Source organism: Hydrogenophaga atypica (assembly GCF_042665215.1).
Classification (GTDB): domain Bacteria; phylum Pseudomonadota; class Gammaproteobacteria; order Burkholderiales; family Burkholderiaceae_C; genus Hydrogenophaga; species Hydrogenophaga defluvii_A.
The window spans coordinates 1-15,693 of record NZ_JBHTCA010000031.1; the positions used below are offsets into that span (position 1 = coordinate 1).

The following is a 15,693-nucleotide window of genomic DNA, read 5'->3' on the forward strand; positions in this document are numbered from 1 at the left end:
GTTGGACCAGGCTGGCCAGCGTCACGCGGTCCTCTGTCTGGAGCTGTTGATACCTTCTGGGTGGACTGCTTTGCATCTGCTGACCTTACTCGGTGGCAGGTGTTGCACTTCAGATTTGAATCCGCCCTTCTTTGATGTTGGGCTCAATACGAAAGGTCAAGGTGGTGGTCTTTTCTGTGGCCATAATTTTCCCAACGGCGGATTGGCTGTAGATATACTGCAATGTACAGCAAGGTTCAGAGTCGTCCGGCAGCGTTCGCCATACGCTGACTTCAACGTCCAGCAGGGAGAACACATGGCCCGTCACTACTCGACCAGAGACTTTTTCCGGCAGATGCCAAACGCCTTGTTGGCCCGCTACTTTGCAGGGCGCGGCGTGTTTGGCGAGCTGGACTTTGTCGCCATGCCGGAGACAAAACCCGATGCGCTGTTTGGCGCATGGCTGTACCTGTCAGACGGTCAGCGCAGTGCGATGGACGCTGAGTTCGCTGACATTTTCGAGATGGGTTGCGAGAAGGGCTTTCGCGCCATCCTGGACGAAGCGCAGTTCCACTTCGAGCAAGCTGCCGACCCCGTTGGCGGCACGGCTTTTGTGGACAAGCTGTCGGAGATGGCCAGCCACTATGAACGCGCGATGGTCACGTTTCTCGACCACCCGGAATTCTGGAAAGGCGCCACGCGGTTTTATCACGCAGACACCCTGAGCTACTGGCGCAAACGCAAGAAACTAGGGCATCAGGCAGCGGCGGTGGATGCGGCCAGCGTCGACCAACTGGTCACTGCCATGCGCACTTACTTTCACCACACCGAGGGGCGCGGCAAAAACTGCGTGGTGGAGCCTTTTCGCCGTGGCGAGCGAGACTATTTCTTTGCCTACCCAGAAGACTTTTCGCAGCAAAGCATTGAGTGGGTCGATGGCGATTTTGCGCAGCGCCCGCATACGCCAGCGTTTGAGGTGGTTTTTGTTTACTCGCAGGCCGAAGGCTCGCTGGACCTGAACTATCGCGGCGCCAAAAAAGCCATCGAGCCACTGCAAGCCATGTTTGCCACGGCCATTCTGAAATTGTCCGAGTTGCCGCCCGATCCCAAAGACTCGCGGGTGTATGACCTCGGGCCGCTGCGGGAGCGCAATTTTGAATTTACCTACGAGCCGGGCAGTGGCATTGAGAGCGTTGTGGTCAAGAAGCTGCGGCTGTCGTCTCGCGCCACCAAAGGGGAACGCATTTCGCTGGAAGCCGACACCAGCCAAGACCCGCAAGCCGTGTACAAGCTGCTGGATCGCATTCAAACGGCCATGCCCATGGCGCAGTACGACATAGCCCAAGTGGAGCTATCAGTGCGCGTGGTGGTTGAGGCTGGACGACCACCCAAGACGGTGAAGATCAGTATCTCGCACCCCAACTCTTGTTCTCTGAAATACGACGCGCTGGACCTGAAGCTGCGCGACATGCTCAGCGACTCGGGCATCGAGCCGCGCGAAATCGCTGAGTTGCCGACGCCTGAAGCACCTGCCGCTGTGGCGCCTGCCGCTGTGGCACCTGAACCTGTGGAATGACGCCCGAAGCCGCCTTGGTCGAGTTGCTGAGTCGTGTCGGCACGCTCGGCGGCGCAGCGGTGACGGTCAACACGGAAGAGCTCAGCGGGTGGCCAGCAGTAGCCGTGTCAGCATTGAAATCGCAAAACCTGCTGCGCAAAGCCCGCCCCGCCATCAGCGTGGTCTGCCACGACTGCGAACAGGAATGCAGCATGCCTGTGCACACCCTGGCGCGTGCCGATGGGTCCGTCACATCCTTCGTGGTGTGTGACAAGCGCAGCGACATTAACCGCGTTGCCATCCCCGCGGCACGGCTGGCCCAATGGCGCTGTGATGCCGAGGCGGTGTGCGGATTTGTGGCTGCCAGCATCGGGCTGCAGCGAACCACCATGCAACCCACTGAAATCAGTTTGCTGCCCATTGGCATAGCGCGCGGCCACAATCGCACCCAGATGCTGTGCCTGCGCGTGCAAAGCCCGTTGGCGCTGGTGGTGGGCACAGGCGCAGTGCCGCTGGCGGATGTGATTGGTTTTGTGGATGGCTGCTTCATGGTGGACCAAGTAGTCGTTCGCCAGCTGGTGGACGCAGCGACCACCGCAGACCCGCGCCATACACCCAGCACGGTCAAGCGCGAAGCACGCAAGATGGACACGCAGGCCATGTATGGCACTTGGAACAAGGCCTACCGGGCGTTGCGCAAGAAAAGTCCAGGGCACTCGGACGTTTGGTACTCGCAGCAGATTGCCAAGACCCCCGCCGGCAAGGGGCGCGACGCCAGCACCATCAAGAAACACATGAAGTCTTGAAATAGTTGGGCGGACAGATTTCGCCCAGCTTTCTCGCCTGAGAGCGCACCGGTTGGCACGGTTTTGTTCCAGGTAGAAAACTCACATTTCCCTCTGAGACACCGCTTGCGGCAGGCAGCCGCATGGGCCTTTTGTCGCCCAAAACGCTCAAACAGACTTGCATCTGAGTTTGTTCCATAGCTGTCAAAGAGGGCCAACATGACGACCACCATCCTGCGCATCCCAGCCGCCAAAACCCAGTCGGGCTACTCCCGCTCCACCATTTACCTGCGCATTGCGCAAGGCTTGTGGACTAAGCCGGTGAGTTTGGGCCCGCGCGCCGTCGGCTGGCCGTCCAACGAAATCGAAGCGCTGAACGCAGCGCGTATCTCGGGCAAGACCGATGCCCAAATCCGTGAACTGGTCGAGCTGCTTCACACCAAGCGCAAAGAGCTGATGGCAGCTTGGGGGTTGGGGCAATGAACAGCGCAGTGCTGGATTTCGATGTTCGATTGATTCCACCCGGGCCGCGCGCCCGCTATGTCCCATTCGTAGTGTTTGCAACGGCACTCTTTCTGGGTGTCGCGTTGAAAGGCTGTGTATGAACGACCTTGCCAAGAATCTCGCAACTTCAGACAACTCTCGCAACTGCGCAGAGCCGACCAAGCTGCCCTTGGCCTTCACGGTCATCACTAGTAGCCAACCCGTCCGGTTGACCAAAATCATCGGCATGAACGCCCATGGCGGCATGCGCAAGGAAACCTCGGCCATGCTCAGCCGGGGCCAAGCGCAGCGCGTGGTGGTGGCGGACCTGCACGGCCTCAAGCACCAGCTTGAAGCTCTGACCAGCGCGCAGGCCGTCACCTGGGGCGTGACCAAAGACGACACGGTGGCGGTGTGCACGCAGGGGGACGCGCAAGCGCAGGAAGCAGGCGCCATTGCCCGCACCCGCGAGAACTTCAAGTTCAGGGCCGCGCCGGGCGTGATGATGCTGGACCACGATGGTGTGCCCGATGGCGAGCTGTCGCCATTGCAGTTTCGGGACCGTTTGATTGCAGCGGCACCGGTGTTGGCCGATGCCCCCATGCTCTGGCGGCCCAGTGCGTCGGCCGGCTGTGTGAGCCCGGACAGCAGCATTCTGTCTGGCTTGACCCGGCACCGCCTGTACATCCCGGTGGCAGATGCGGCGCTGATTCCAGAGGCGGGTAAGGCGTTGGAGGCCCTGCTGTGGGCCACGCCCGGCGCGGGCTGGTGTGACATCGGCGTTGCAGGCCAACGCTTGCCACGCTGCTTGGTGGATGTGTCGGTATGGCAGCCCGAGCGGCTGGACTTTGCCGGGCCCTCGGTGCTGGTGGACGGTGTGACACGCGCCGGGGTTGAAGGGGTGATTTATGGCGACGCAACGGCCCAGTTCAACCTGCGCGTGCTGATCGACAGCGCCACGCCGTCCATCAAGAAGCAAGCCCAAGCCGGGCTCAAGGCGGCGCGCGCAGCCGTAGCTGAGAAGTGCGACACGGCCCGCCGCAATTGGGTGGCGGACAAGGCGCCTGCTTTGGCACAGAGCCGTGGCATCAAGCTGGCGCAGGCCACCAATGTACTGGAGCGCGCTGCGGTGCATCAGGTGCTGATGGGTGACTTTGAACTCACTTGCGCCGACGGCCAGGTGGTGCATGTGGCCCAGCTACTGGACAACCCGCACCGCTGGCACAACACCCGGTTCGCCGACCCGCTGGACCCAGACGCAGACAAGCGCGTTGCCGTGGCCCGCTTGCTTAACGGCACCCGCCCAGACTTGTTTTCTCATCGGCACGGCGGCATGCGCTATGAGTTGCGCCGCCAGTCGGCTCGGGTGCAGTTGGGCCGGGGTATGCGGGTGGACTCTACTGACGCGGTGCTGCATATCTTGCGCGACCGCAGCGAGTTGTTTGACTTCGGCACCAACGCGATTGCCTTTGTGGCAGATGGCAAGGCGACTCCAGTCAGCCGCGATTGGCTGGTGGACCATGCGGGCCGGGTGGCCGAGTTCTACAGCGTAAAGACCGAGCGCGATGAGGAAGGTAATGTCACCTCCACCCGAGAAATCCCGGAAGACGCGCCCACCTACATTGCCAACGCCATCCTCGCCAAACATGGAAGCCGCAATTTCCGCAAGCTGACCGCCGTCACCACGGCGCCCACTTTGCGGCCTGATGGCAGCGTGCTCGATGAACCCGGCCATGACCCGGCGACCGGGTTGATGTACGTCACCAGTGAAGCCTATCCACTGACCGTGCCTTCGGCCCCCACGGTTGAGCAAGCGCTGGACGCATTGGCCAAGCTGTGGCATCCCATCCGCTTGTTCCCCTTTGCCGACAAAGTTGCCGTTGGCGTCACCCTGGCCGCCATGTTGGCTGCCTGCTTGCGCCCGGCGCTGCCCACCTGCCCCGCTACCGGGTTCGATGCGCCAGCGGCGGGCACCGGCAAGACCTTGCTGGCCAAGTGCATTGGCGCACTGGCAACGGGTGGTGATGTCGCCGTGCTGCCACCCACGAATGAAGAAGATGAGTGCCGCAAGCGCTTGTTTGCTGCCCTGCGCGGCGGCTCCAAGGTGCTGCTGTGGGACAACGTGCGGGAGCCCCTGGGGAACTCGGTGATCGACTCGTTTTTGACATCGTCTTTGTTTGCCGACCGCGTGTTGGGCGTATCGGAGAACGTGGAACTGCCCAACCGTGCTCTGTTTTTGGTGTCGGGCAACAACCTCGTTTTGACGGGCGACACGCATCGCCGGATTCTGCTGGCGCGGCTCGATGCGCAGATTGAAACGCCGTTCAAACGGGAGTTCGAGTTCGACCCGCTCGCCGAGGTCTGCAACAACCGCCAAGCCTTGGTGGTAGCCGCGCTGACCATTGTGCGGGCCTACATCGCCGCTGGCAGACCCAAGGCGGCCAAAGGGCGTATCGCTTCGTTTGAACTGTGGGACGACTTGGTGCGGCAACCCTTGTGCTGGCTTCGCGAACGCATGGCAGAGTCAGGCCGCGACATGGCTGACTTGCCCGCCTTTGTTGACCCTGCGGAATCCATTGACCGTGCGGCGTCAGAGAACCCCGAGACTTCCAAGCTGGCGGCACTGCTCAATGCCTGGGTCACCACTTTCGGCACCACGCCTACTTCACCTGCGCAGGCCATTGCCAAGGCCAACGAGCTGAACGGCGCTCATTGCGTGTTGTTCGATGCGCTCGACGAAATCGCGGGTCAGAACAGCAAGCTCAACGTGCGGATTTTGGGCCGCTGGCTGGAGCGTCACTCAGGTCAGCTGTGCACTGGGCTGCGCCTTGTGCTCGCCAACAAGACCAATGGCTTGAAACGCTGGACGGTGGTGCGCACGGTGGAGCGTGCCGCAACGGACAAAATCACCGCCACAGTTGCGAGAGTTGCGCCAAGTTGCGAGATTCAGGACGGCGACGACATTGTGTCGGCGAATCAGCTTGATGACGTGGAGTATTTCCGATGACCGCAACGGCTGTAGAAACCGTGGTGGCCCAGCTCTCCGACGCCGGCCTCAAGCTTTCGCTGGTTCCCACCGGCGGGCTCGCAGTGGCACCGGCCAGCCATTTGACGGCGGAGTTGCGCGACCTCATCCGCAGCAGCAAGACGCTGCTCATCGACTGGTTGACGGCGGCCAACGACGCTGCCATCCACGCGCCGGAGTCACCCGATAACGCGGTGGATTGGAAAGAACTGGCAGCAGCCTACTACGCACACCACTTCGGCTGCCCAACATGCATTGCTGCAGGCCGTGGCCGCCGATACGGGCAATGCTGCAACGTGGGCATGGTGCTGTGGCAGGCGTATTCAACATGCCCTATTTGAACCTTGCCATGCCCTCGTCGGCTCGATGACCTGAACGCGATTACTGAAGGCCCGCCATGCACACGAACAACGCCAGCTCCGCCACCCTGCTGCCGACTGCAGACACTCAGCCTAAACCTTACGAGGCTGTCCGCTTCAATGCCCTCAAGCACGGCATCCTGAGCCGCTACACCGTGCTCAGCCACGAGAGCCATGCCGATTACGAAAGCCTGGTCAACTCGCTGATGGACGAGCACCTGCCAGCCGGCGCGACAGAGCAGCACCTCATAGAAGAATTGGCCAGCGTTATCTGGCGCAAGCGCCGGGTGCTGCAAGCCGAAGGGGCCACCATCAACAAGGGGCTGAAAGAATCCTCCCGAAACGCCAAGACCATCATCCCGGCAGCGGCACCCTTTGTATTGGGCCTGTCTGGTGACAGCATCCGTATCCAAGACGTGATGGACCAGACACCCGAAGATGTAACCGAAAATCAGAAGTCTGCCCGGCACGACCTCGATGCCACCAACAAGGCCAGCGCCATACTGAGCAAAGGCGGCGACCGCGCCTATGACAAGGCCCTGCGCGCCTTGCTGCCCGACACGCGCGAGTGGTGGCAAGAGTACGTGGAAGACGAGGAATACACAGCCGACGCCACGGGGCTGGCGGCGTTCATCACCGAGCACGTCTCACCCCTTGTCTACCAGCAAGAAAAAGAGTCCCGCCACCACGACGCCATCGTGAACCAAACCCTTGGCGAAGGCCTGCAAGCCTACAGGCTGGAGAAGCTCTCACGCTACGAAACCCACCTGGACCGCAAGTTCGAGCGCACTTTGGCCATGCTCATCAAGCTCAAAGACCTCAGAAGCAGCCGGACGCCGTGAAAAGCATGTGCGTTTTTACCCAGCGCGCAAAACATCGCAGAGCAAGCAGCCATGCGGGTTGCAGGCCATTTGATGGCTTTTTGGCGCGCTACACCTGCTCAATTTGCCAAATGATTTCGGCAAAAACTGGAGAATAAAAATGGGTGGACGAGGAAGCGGAAGGCGCAGCAGTTACTGCGGCAAACCAGAGACCAACGACTCCATGCCGCTGGACATCCGCAAGCTCGCACGCGCAGGTGTGTTGATGCCAGGCCTCAGCTTTAGCTGGCAATGGCTGGTGAACGACCGTAAGGTGGCGGGCATCAGCATTCGGGTGGACTGGCACCACAGCCTGGTGCTGGCCTACCGCGTGAAGAGCACGGGCGAGTTGGTCGAGCAGCGGGTGCACACACAAACTTCAGCATGCCACCTGGGCGGGGAGCGCCGCTGGTTTACCTGCCCCCGGTGCAACAAGCGGGTGGCAGTGCTCTACGCGCCGGGCAAGTACTTTGCCTGCCGCAACTGTTACGGGCTGGGTTACACCACGCAGAAGGAAGGCGCTGGCGACCGGGCGGCGAGCCGGGCCGAGAAGCTGCGCAAGCGCTTGGGTTGGGAGGCAGGCATCTTGAACGGCAATGGCGGCCGGCCTAAAGGCATGCACTTGACGACCTACGAGCAGCTCGAACGCCGCCACGATGAACTGGTGCAGGTTAGCTTGCACGACATCGCTCTCAAGTTTGGCTTTTTGCACAAGGTGCTGAGCAGCTAAATCTGTTTCGCAAAAACGACGCTAAACCGTCGGTTCTATCGGTTCGACTATGTATCTCCTAATCCAGCGACCCACGTCCCGGCAAAGGTAGATTTCGAGAAACGGCAACCGAACGGCAACCAGAATGGCTTCAGATGCCACAAAGAAGAAAGGACTTAGAGTCTTTCAACTCTAAGTCCTTGATTCATATGGTGCGGCTGGCAGGAATTGAACCCACGACCCCTTGGTTCGTAGCCAAGTACTCTATCCAACTGAGCTACAGCCGCTGAAGCCTTGCATTGTAGCACTGTTTTTTGGGTTTTGACCAGCCCCCTCACATTTCGTGAAAAAACGCAGTGGTACATTGCCGAGCATGCCTCTTGCCCGCCCTGCCCAGTCTTCGTTCAAGCGCCCGTGGGTGCTGTGTCTCTTGGCGGGTATGGCCCTGCAAGGCTGTGCGGTGATTGCGGTGGCCGACGCCGCGGTCACCGTGGTGGCCACGGGCGTGAAGGTGACGGCCAAGGCGGTGGGCGCCGTGGCCGATGCCGTCATTCCCGACGGCGACGACAAACCCGAAGACTGAGGCCCTCAGCAGTCGATCTGGGCCGGGGCCAAAAAGGCCTGGGCGTATCGGCGGTACACCTGTTTGTCCACAAACACGTCAAAGAGGTCGGGGTCGATGTGCCCGCCTTCCTTGAAGTTGCGCATGATGGCCAGCGCCTGCGACAAAGGCATGGCCTTTTTGTACGGCCGATCGGCTGCGGTCAGCGCTTCAAAAATGTCGGCAATGCCCATCATGCGGGCCTGCCAGCTCATTTCATCGCGCTTCAAACCCCTGGGGTAGCCCTTGCCGTCCATGCGCTCGTGGTGGCCACCCGCGTACTCGGGCACACGCACCAGGTGTTTGGGCCAGGGCAGTTGTTCCAGCATGCGTATGGTGGTGCTGATGTGCTGGTTGATGATCTCGCGCTCGGCGGCAGTGAGCGTGCCCGCACGCACGCAGAGGTTGTCCATCTCGTCGGCACTGAGCAAGGGGCGTTGGGTGCCATTGCCATCGCCCCAGGTGTAGGCCTGTCCGATGTGCCGCACCCGCGCCATGTCATCGTCGCTCATGCGTTCACCGCCCACGTTGGCGCGGCGCAAAAACGCGCGGTCCACGTCGCACTGCTCCAGAAAGTGGGCCAACTGGGCATCGCCACCGGCGGGCGACTGGCTCGTGGCCACGGCCCGCCAGTGCTTGAGTTCGGCCTCGCGTTTGACCAGTTCGAAGCGCACATCGATCTCGTGGATGCGGTCGTGGATGGTCTGAAGTTTGGTGGCCTTGTCCACCACGTGCACGGGGGTGGTGACCTTGCCGCAGTCGTGCAGCAGGGCGGCGATGCGCAACTCGTGGAAGTCTTTCTCCGTCATCCGCACCTCGCCCAGCGGGCCGGTGGTGGTGGTGTTCACCGCCTCGGCCAGCATCATGGTGAGCTCGGGCACCCGCTGGCAATGGCCACCGGTGTAAGGCGATTTTTCGTCGATGGCGGCGTTGATCAGGCCAATGAAGGATTCGAACAGCGCCTCGAGTTGCGCCAACAACTGCTGGTTGGTGAGCGCCACCGCCGCCTGCGAGGCCAGGGACTCGGCCAGGCGCTGGTCGGCGGGGGTAAAAGCCAGTACCTCGCCCGAGGCGGGATCGAGCGCGTTGAGCAACTGCAACACGCCGATCAGATCGCCCTCGTGGTTTTTCATGGGCACGGTCAGAAACGACCGGGAGCGGTAGCCGGTACTTTCGTCGAATCGGCGCGTGCCCGCAAAGTCGAATCCCTCCGCTTCGTAGGCGTCGGGCACGTTGACGGTGCGTCCCGTGTTGGCGGCATAGGCGGCCACCATGTGGTGGTTGGGCGCGCCATCTGGCAGGCGCAGCGGCAGATCGTGGAACTTGCCCGAAATGGGCTGGCCACTGGCGCCACCCAGCGCAATGCCCAGGCGGTCGTTGTGCACGATTTCGAAGCGCAAGCTTTGTTCGTCCGGCGTGAGCCGGTACAAGGTGCCACCCTCGGCGCGGGTGATGGTCTTGGCCGCGAGCAGGATGCGTTCGAGCAAATGGTCGATGCGCCGCTCCTGCGACAGCGCGGTGCCCACGTCGTTGAGCTGCTCAAAACGCCGCAGCAAGGTGTCTGTGGTTTCCATCACAACGTGCCCCGTCTTTTTTGACCCAGAGAATTCACAATATTTGAAATCCTACGTCACACCGGTTCGGCGCATTAACATTGTGTCACCGTTCTCGGGAGCACCCATGCCCAAACCCAGCCGGCTGAACCCCCTGGCCCTGGCCACTTTCCTGTGCCTGTGCACCACCACAACGTGGGCACAGGACGCCGAAATCCTCCACCTGCAAGGCCCGGGCGACCGCCGCGCCACCGAAGTTCAGAACTGGGAGGCAGCGCAAGCCCGCCAGCAAGTGGCACCCGGCGGTTTTGTGCGTACCCGCGAGTCGGCCCGCATGGCGCTGCTGCTGGCAGACCAGACGCAGATACGCCTGAACCAGAACACCGTGCTCCAGGTGAAGTCTGTCGCCAGCCAGGGCGCCGCCACGCGCCTGTCGCTGAGCCAGGGCCGCGCCTGGGCCCAAACGCGCAACGTGGGCGCAGGTGGACCGCTGACGGTGGAAACACCGGCCGCCACCGCCGCCATCCGCGGCACCGACTGGGAGCTTGACGTGGGCTCCGATGGCCGCACCCAACTCACCGTGTTGTCGGGCACCGTCACCTTGTCGAACGCGCTGGGCAGCCTGGACGTGGGCCGCAACGAGGCCGCCATCGCCGAAGTGGGCAAAGCCCCCGTGCGCTTGCAGCTGAGCAACCCGCGCGAGCGCGTGCAGTGGGTGCAGGCGCTGACCGCCCAGCCGCTGCGTCACCTCGACGGCAGCGCCGTGCCTGCACGTCTGCAGAACGCCTGGCAAGCCCTGCAGCGTGGCGACAGCACAGCCGTACAAGCCGCACTGGGCAGTAACACCGACGCCTGGACCGACGTCTTGCGTGCCGCCGACCACACACAGGCCGGCCGCATGGCCCCAGCCAGCGAAGCCTTGCGCCGCGCGCTGCGGGACACACAAGCCCCCGCAGCCGCCCACCTGCTGCTGGCCGACCTGCAACTGGTGAGCGGCGAAGCCGACGCCGCCGGCCGCACGCTGGAGGCCGGCCTGGCCCGCCATCCCAGCGATCCCGACCTGCTGGCCATGCTTGCCAGAACACAGTTGCTCACCGATCAGCTTGACCAAGCCCAAGCCACGCTGCAACGCCCGCGCCGCAGCGACAGCACCAGCCACTGGCTGGCCCAGGGTGATCTGGCACGTCGCCAAGGGGCGGTGACCGGCACCTTGAGCGCCTTTGAGCGCGCAACCCAAGCCGCCCCCGCCGACCCGCGTGGCTGGCTAGCATTGGGCAGCGCACAAGGCGAACGCGAGGACCTGGCGAAGGCGCGTGCGGCGCTGGCCAAAGCCTTGTCGCTGGACCCGCACACCCCCGGTGCCGTGGGTGAACTCGCCACGGTGGAGGCCCAGGCCAACCGCATCGCGCCAGCCGAACAACTGTTCCAAGAGGCGCTGCAAGCCAACCCCGGCGACTACGTGGCGCAGACAGGCCTGGGCCTGTTGCGCCTGAAACAAGGTCGCCCGGCTGAGGCCCTGGATGCCCTGCTGCGCGCTGGCGTGATGGAACCCCGCTACAGCCGCGCCGCCAGCTACACGGCAGTGGCCTACTACCAGCTCGGGCGCCACACCGATGCCCGCGCCGCCTTGCAACGCGCCGTCGAACTCGATGACAAGGACCCGGTGCCCCACCTGCTGCTGGCGCAAATCCACACCGACCTGTTCGAGGCCGACGCCGCCGTGCAGGCCGCACGCGCCGCCGTGGCCCGCCTGCCCTACCTCAAGTCGCTCAACCAGGTGGCCAACAACCAGCAAGGCAGCGCCAACTTCGGCGCCTCGCTGGCCTTCTTTGGCCTGGAAGACTGGGCGCTGGAACTGGCCCACCAGAGCGACTACCCCTACTGGGGCGGCAGCCACCTCTTCCTGGCCGACCGCTACGCGGGCGAGTTCAACAAAAACTCACGGCTGTTCCAGGGTTTTCTCACCGACCCGCTGGCCTTTGGCGCCAGCCCGGGTTTCTCCAGCTTGCTGCAACGCGCGGGTGCCTACGGCACCGTGGGCGTCAACGTCGACCACGAGTTCGCCCGAATCCAGTCGCCCTACGCCGCCGCCAACGGCCTGTTCAACGAGCGCTTTCCCATCGCCCTGTTTGGCAAATTGCAAACGGTGGAGGGCGACCGCTTCCCCATCGATGTCGGGGTGTCCGGGCTGCCCGCCTTCGTCGATACCTCCGGCACCGCCGACGTGCGCGCCACGGTGGGCACCCTGGGGCTGGGCCTGCAACCCACCGAACAGCTCAACCTGTTCCTCTACGGCAACCGCTTTGACGTGGCCCTGCGCGGCCACAACCAGGTGCTGGACTTGGAGGGCATCAGCAGCGGCTCGGACTTCGACCACCACTTCGGCCAGGGCGTGCTGGGCGCCTCGTGGAAATGGTCGCCCACGGCACAAAGCTGGCTCAAGCTGGGCCGCAGCAGCGAACGCACCGACCTGCGCAACTACCCCGTTGCGTTCTCTGAGCAGGACTTTTTTGGTGTGCTGGGCTTTTTTGCCAACCCCACCAAACGCCTGAGCGACGTGCAACTGCGCCACACCCTGGAGTGGAGCGAACGCAGCCGCGTGACGCTGGGCCTGGAAACCGGGCGTGAATCGCAACGCAGCGAGGCCTTCGCGCTCGGCCCGGTGTACGCCACTCAGGGTGGCCAAACCACCAGCGACGTGCTGGCCTTCGCCGGCACCAACCACATCGAACGCCGGTTGCAGGTGCTGCACGCTGGCTGGCAACACCAGATCGACAGCGCCTGGCGCATCGACACCGCGCTGGCCCACAACCGCCTGCGCGAGCGCACACAAGGCCAGAACAGTGTGGTCCTGTTGGGTAGCAACGTGGTGGGCGGCGACGACGTCAACATCGACCAGACCCGGCGCACCTGGACGCCACGGCTGGGCGTGGCCTGGGTGCCTTCACCCGGCATGAGCCTGCGGATGGCCTACCAGGACTGGCAACGCCCCATCAGCGTGAACACCCTGGCGCCGGTGGAAACCGCCGGGCTGGCGGTGGACGACCGCCTGGTGCAAGCGGGTGGCCGCAGCCGCAGCACCACCGTGCAGCTGGGCTTCAGCCCCGACGAGCGCAGCTTCTTGTTGCTGCGTGCCGACACCCAACGCGTGCACAACCCCGGCACCCTGGGCGTGGACCTGCGCACACCCAGCCTGCCTTTTTTGGATGAGCTGCGCAACCAGCAGCTCGACAACCTCTCGGCCAACGACATCCTCGAAGACGATCCCGACTTCGAACAAGGTCGGTTGCACCGCCTCTCGCTGGGCGCCAGCCGCATGTTGACCCGCCAGTGGTCGGCCTACGCGCGTTGGGTGCATGCGCTGGGCAGCAGCCGTCTGAGTGACGAAGCGCCGCCTATCCACACATTGCGCATTCCCTACGTGCCACGCAATACCCTGGTGTTGGGCGCCACCTGGAGCGGCGGCCAGCGCATGTACCTCAGCGGCCGCGTGGTGTGGCGTGGCAAGCGTTTCGAGGACGACCGCAACCTCACCGCCCTGCCCTCAGGCTGGGGCATGGACCTGATGGGCCTGTGGGAATCGCCCGACAAACGCTGGCTCGTGGGTGTGGCGGCGCTGAACCTGTTCGCGCCCAAGTCGGCCCGCACAACCCAACGCTACGTGGTGGATGCGCGCCTTCGTTTCTGAACTGTTGCGCCGCACGCGCGACCTGGGCCACGCCCTGCTGGTGTGGCTGGCGGCGGCGCTGGCGGCGGTGTGGTGGTGGAGCCCGCTGGGCGAGGCGGCAGACCGTCCCTTTTTCGACGCCTTCACGGTGCTGAGCGCGCCACACCACAACGACCTGCCCATCGTCGTGCTGGCCATCGACGAGCCCAGCTTCCAAGAGCTGCAGCAGCCCTGGCCTTTTCCGCGCCAATGGCACGCGGCGCTGATCGACCGGCTGCGCGAAGACGGCGCCCGCGCGGTGGCCTTCGACGTGGTGTTTGCCGAGCCCGGAGACCCCGCACAAGACCAGGCAATGGCCGACGCCATCGCCCGCTGGCGCCAGCCCGGTGGCACGCCCGCTGTCGTGCTGGCGGCCACACGCGAACGGCTGGACACCGGCCAGACCACCTTGTGGACCGAGGTGACGCCGCTGCAGCGCCTGCTCGACGCCGGCGCCGTGGCGGGCCAGGCCGGCGTCTCAACCGATGCCGATTTTGTGGTCCGCCGCGCACCGGCCGACCCCGACAGCCTGTCGGCCCGTTTGGCGGTAGCGCAAGGTGCAACCGCCTCAGCGGCCGACTGGATTCGCTACAACGGCCCACGCGGTGGCATCGACACGCGTTCCTACTACCAGGCCGTCACGCCTGGCCTGCTGCCACCGGGCTTCTTCAAAAACAAGCTGGTGCTCGTGGGCCGATCGCTGCGCACCGCCACCGAGCTGACCGCCAGCCAGGCCGACATGTTCAACTCGCCCTTTGCCTGGCTGGACGGCAGCGACCGCCTCATGCCCGGGGTCGAGCTGCACGCCCACCTGCTGGCCAACCGCCTGTTGGGCAACGGCCTGGTGTCGGCCTCGCCCTGGTGGACGCTGGGTGCGGGTGGCCTGTTCAGCCTGCTGCTGGCCGCTTTCGCCCTGCGCATGCACCCGGGCCTGGTGGCGGTGGGCACGGCCAGCGCCGCTGCGGCTGGCGTGGGCCTGTCTTACGCAGCGTTTGCACAAGGCGGCCACTGGGCATCGCCCGCGCCGCTGCTGGCCATGCTGGGTGCCGCCTATGGGGTCAGTGCCGTCTGGGGTTTTGTGGCCACGCGGCGGCGCGCCCGCCACATCCGCCAGATGTTTGCGCAGTACGTGCCGCCTGAGGTGGTGAGCGAACTGGTGGCCCACCCCGAGCTGATGCGCCTGGGTGGCGAAACGCGCGAACTCACGGTGATGTTCACCGACCTCGCCAGCTTCACCACCTTGGCCGAACGGCTGGACCCACAACACACGGTGGCCGTGCTGACCGAGTACTTCAACACCATGACCGCCATCGTCCACCGCCACCACGGCACGGTGGACAAGTTCATCGGCGACGCGGTGATGGCCTTCTGGGGCGCCCCCCTGCCGGTGCCCGACCACGCCCGCCACGCAGTGGACGCGGCCATCGAAATGCAGCAGGCCATGGCGGCCATGGTGACACGGTTGCAAGCCCAAGGGCTGCCCCCGATTGGCATGCGCATCGGCATCCACAGCGGGCCGGCGGTGGTGGGCAACATCGGCTCGGAAACCCGTTTTTCGTACACCGCCATCGGCGACACGGTGAACCTGGCCGCGCGTCTGGAAGGGGCCAACAAAGCCTTTGGCACGGGCATATTGCTATCGGCCAGCACCGCCGCCCTGCTGGGCCAAGGCGCCCCGCTGCTCAGGCCACTGGCCGATGTGGTGGTCAAAGGCAAGACGGCAGCCGTGCGCGTCTACACGCCTTGCAACGATGCGGACCTGGTGGCGTCGAGCACGCGGCAGCTGGAGGCCGCAGGCCAGCCGGCACTGGCCCTGGACAAGTTGTAGCAGGCAACGCGGCCAGAAAAACAAAAGGCCAGCGGACAAGGCTGGCCTGGGGGGCGACATCGAAATGGTAGGCCGTGTAGGACTTGAACCTACGACCAAAGGATTATGAGACGGTGTCGGGCCCGTAAACCACAACAAATCACAACTCAGCACAAATGCTTGGCAACATTCTAAGTCGTTGATTCAGAATAAAGTTTTTGTTGCGACATGCGGCTACCGATTGTGGCTTGTAGGAGCCTCCGTGCCACCA

The 15,693-nt window shown here is 63.8% G+C and carries 11 protein-coding genes and 1 tRNA gene; 10 read left to right on the plus strand and 2 right to left on the minus strand.

Translation table 11 applies throughout. The features are described 5' to 3' along the window. The 7 genes from ACFQPB_RS21280 to ACFQPB_RS21310 form a co-directional block, all read left to right on the plus strand. The coding region (locus ACFQPB_RS21280; RefSeq protein WP_382227766.1) for a hypothetical protein at positions 1–1,555 on the plus strand (1,555 nt) is incomplete at its 5' end. After that, complete coding sequence (locus ACFQPB_RS21285; RefSeq protein ID WP_382227769.1) at positions 1,552–2,340, plus strand: hypothetical protein; 789 nt, start codon at positions 1,552–1,554, stop codon at positions 2,338–2,340. The genes ACFQPB_RS21280 and ACFQPB_RS21285, both read left to right, overlap by 4 nt. Before the next feature lie 198 nt (positions 2,341–2,538). Then, positions 2,539–2,802, plus strand: a complete 264-nt coding sequence (locus ACFQPB_RS21290; RefSeq protein ID WP_382227771.1) for a helix-turn-helix transcriptional regulator — start codon at positions 2,539–2,541, stop codon at positions 2,800–2,802. Between the two features lie 118 nt (positions 2,803–2,920). Beyond that, positions 2,921–5,809: a hypothetical protein gene (locus tag ACFQPB_RS21295; RefSeq protein WP_382227774.1), complete on the plus strand. Its 2,889-nt coding sequence runs from the start codon at positions 2,921–2,923 to the stop codon at positions 5,807–5,809. Continuing rightward, positions 5,806–6,168 carry a hypothetical protein gene (locus ACFQPB_RS21300; RefSeq protein ID WP_382227777.1) on the plus strand — a complete coding sequence of 121 codons (363 nt, stop codon included), beginning with the start codon at positions 5,806–5,808 and terminating at the stop codon, positions 6,166–6,168. The genes ACFQPB_RS21295 and ACFQPB_RS21300 overlap by 4 nt, the downstream gene beginning before the upstream one ends. Positions 6,169–6,224: 56 nt before the next feature. Continuing rightward, on the plus strand, positions 6,225–7,028 hold the full coding sequence (locus ACFQPB_RS21305) for a hypothetical protein (protein ID WP_382227779.1): 804 nt from the start codon (positions 6,225–6,227) through the stop codon (positions 7,026–7,028). Between the two features lie 139 nt (positions 7,029–7,167). After that, complete coding sequence (locus ACFQPB_RS21310) at positions 7,168–7,776, plus strand: hypothetical protein (RefSeq protein WP_382227782.1); 609 nt, start codon at positions 7,168–7,170, stop codon at positions 7,774–7,776. Between the two features lie 189 nt (positions 7,777–7,965). Here ACFQPB_RS21310 and ACFQPB_RS21315 read toward each other — a convergent pair. Further along, positions 7,966–8,042 (minus strand) — tRNA-Arg (locus ACFQPB_RS21315). 86 nt (positions 8,043–8,128) lie between these two features. Between ACFQPB_RS21315 and ACFQPB_RS21320 the strand changes: the two genes are divergently transcribed. Continuing rightward, positions 8,129–8,338, plus strand: coding sequence for an NF038104 family lipoprotein (locus ACFQPB_RS21320; RefSeq protein ID WP_382227785.1), 210 nt, complete (start codon positions 8,129–8,131; stop codon positions 8,336–8,338). 5 nt (positions 8,339–8,343) lie between these two features. Here ACFQPB_RS21320 and ACFQPB_RS21325 read toward each other — a convergent pair whose 3' ends face one another. After that, on the minus strand, positions 8,344–9,930 hold the full coding sequence (locus ACFQPB_RS21325) for an HD domain-containing phosphohydrolase (RefSeq protein ID WP_382227788.1): 1,587 nt from the start codon (positions 9,928–9,930) through the stop codon (positions 8,344–8,346). A 106-nt stretch (positions 9,931–10,036) separates the two neighbouring features. On the opposite strand from ACFQPB_RS21325, the gene ACFQPB_RS21330 reads away from it, so the two are divergent. Both ACFQPB_RS21330 and ACFQPB_RS21335 read left to right on the plus strand, forming a co-directional pair. Next, complete coding sequence (locus ACFQPB_RS21330; protein ID WP_382227791.1) at positions 10,037–13,597, plus strand: tetratricopeptide repeat protein; 3,561 nt, start codon at positions 10,037–10,039, stop codon at positions 13,595–13,597. Then, positions 13,578–15,443 carry a CHASE2 domain-containing protein gene (locus ACFQPB_RS21335; RefSeq protein ID WP_382227794.1) on the plus strand — a complete coding sequence of 622 codons (1,866 nt, stop codon included), beginning with the start codon at positions 13,578–13,580 and terminating at the stop codon, positions 15,441–15,443. The genes ACFQPB_RS21330 and ACFQPB_RS21335 overlap by 20 nt, the downstream gene beginning before the upstream one ends. The last annotated feature ends 250 nt before the right edge of the window (positions 15,444–15,693 follow it).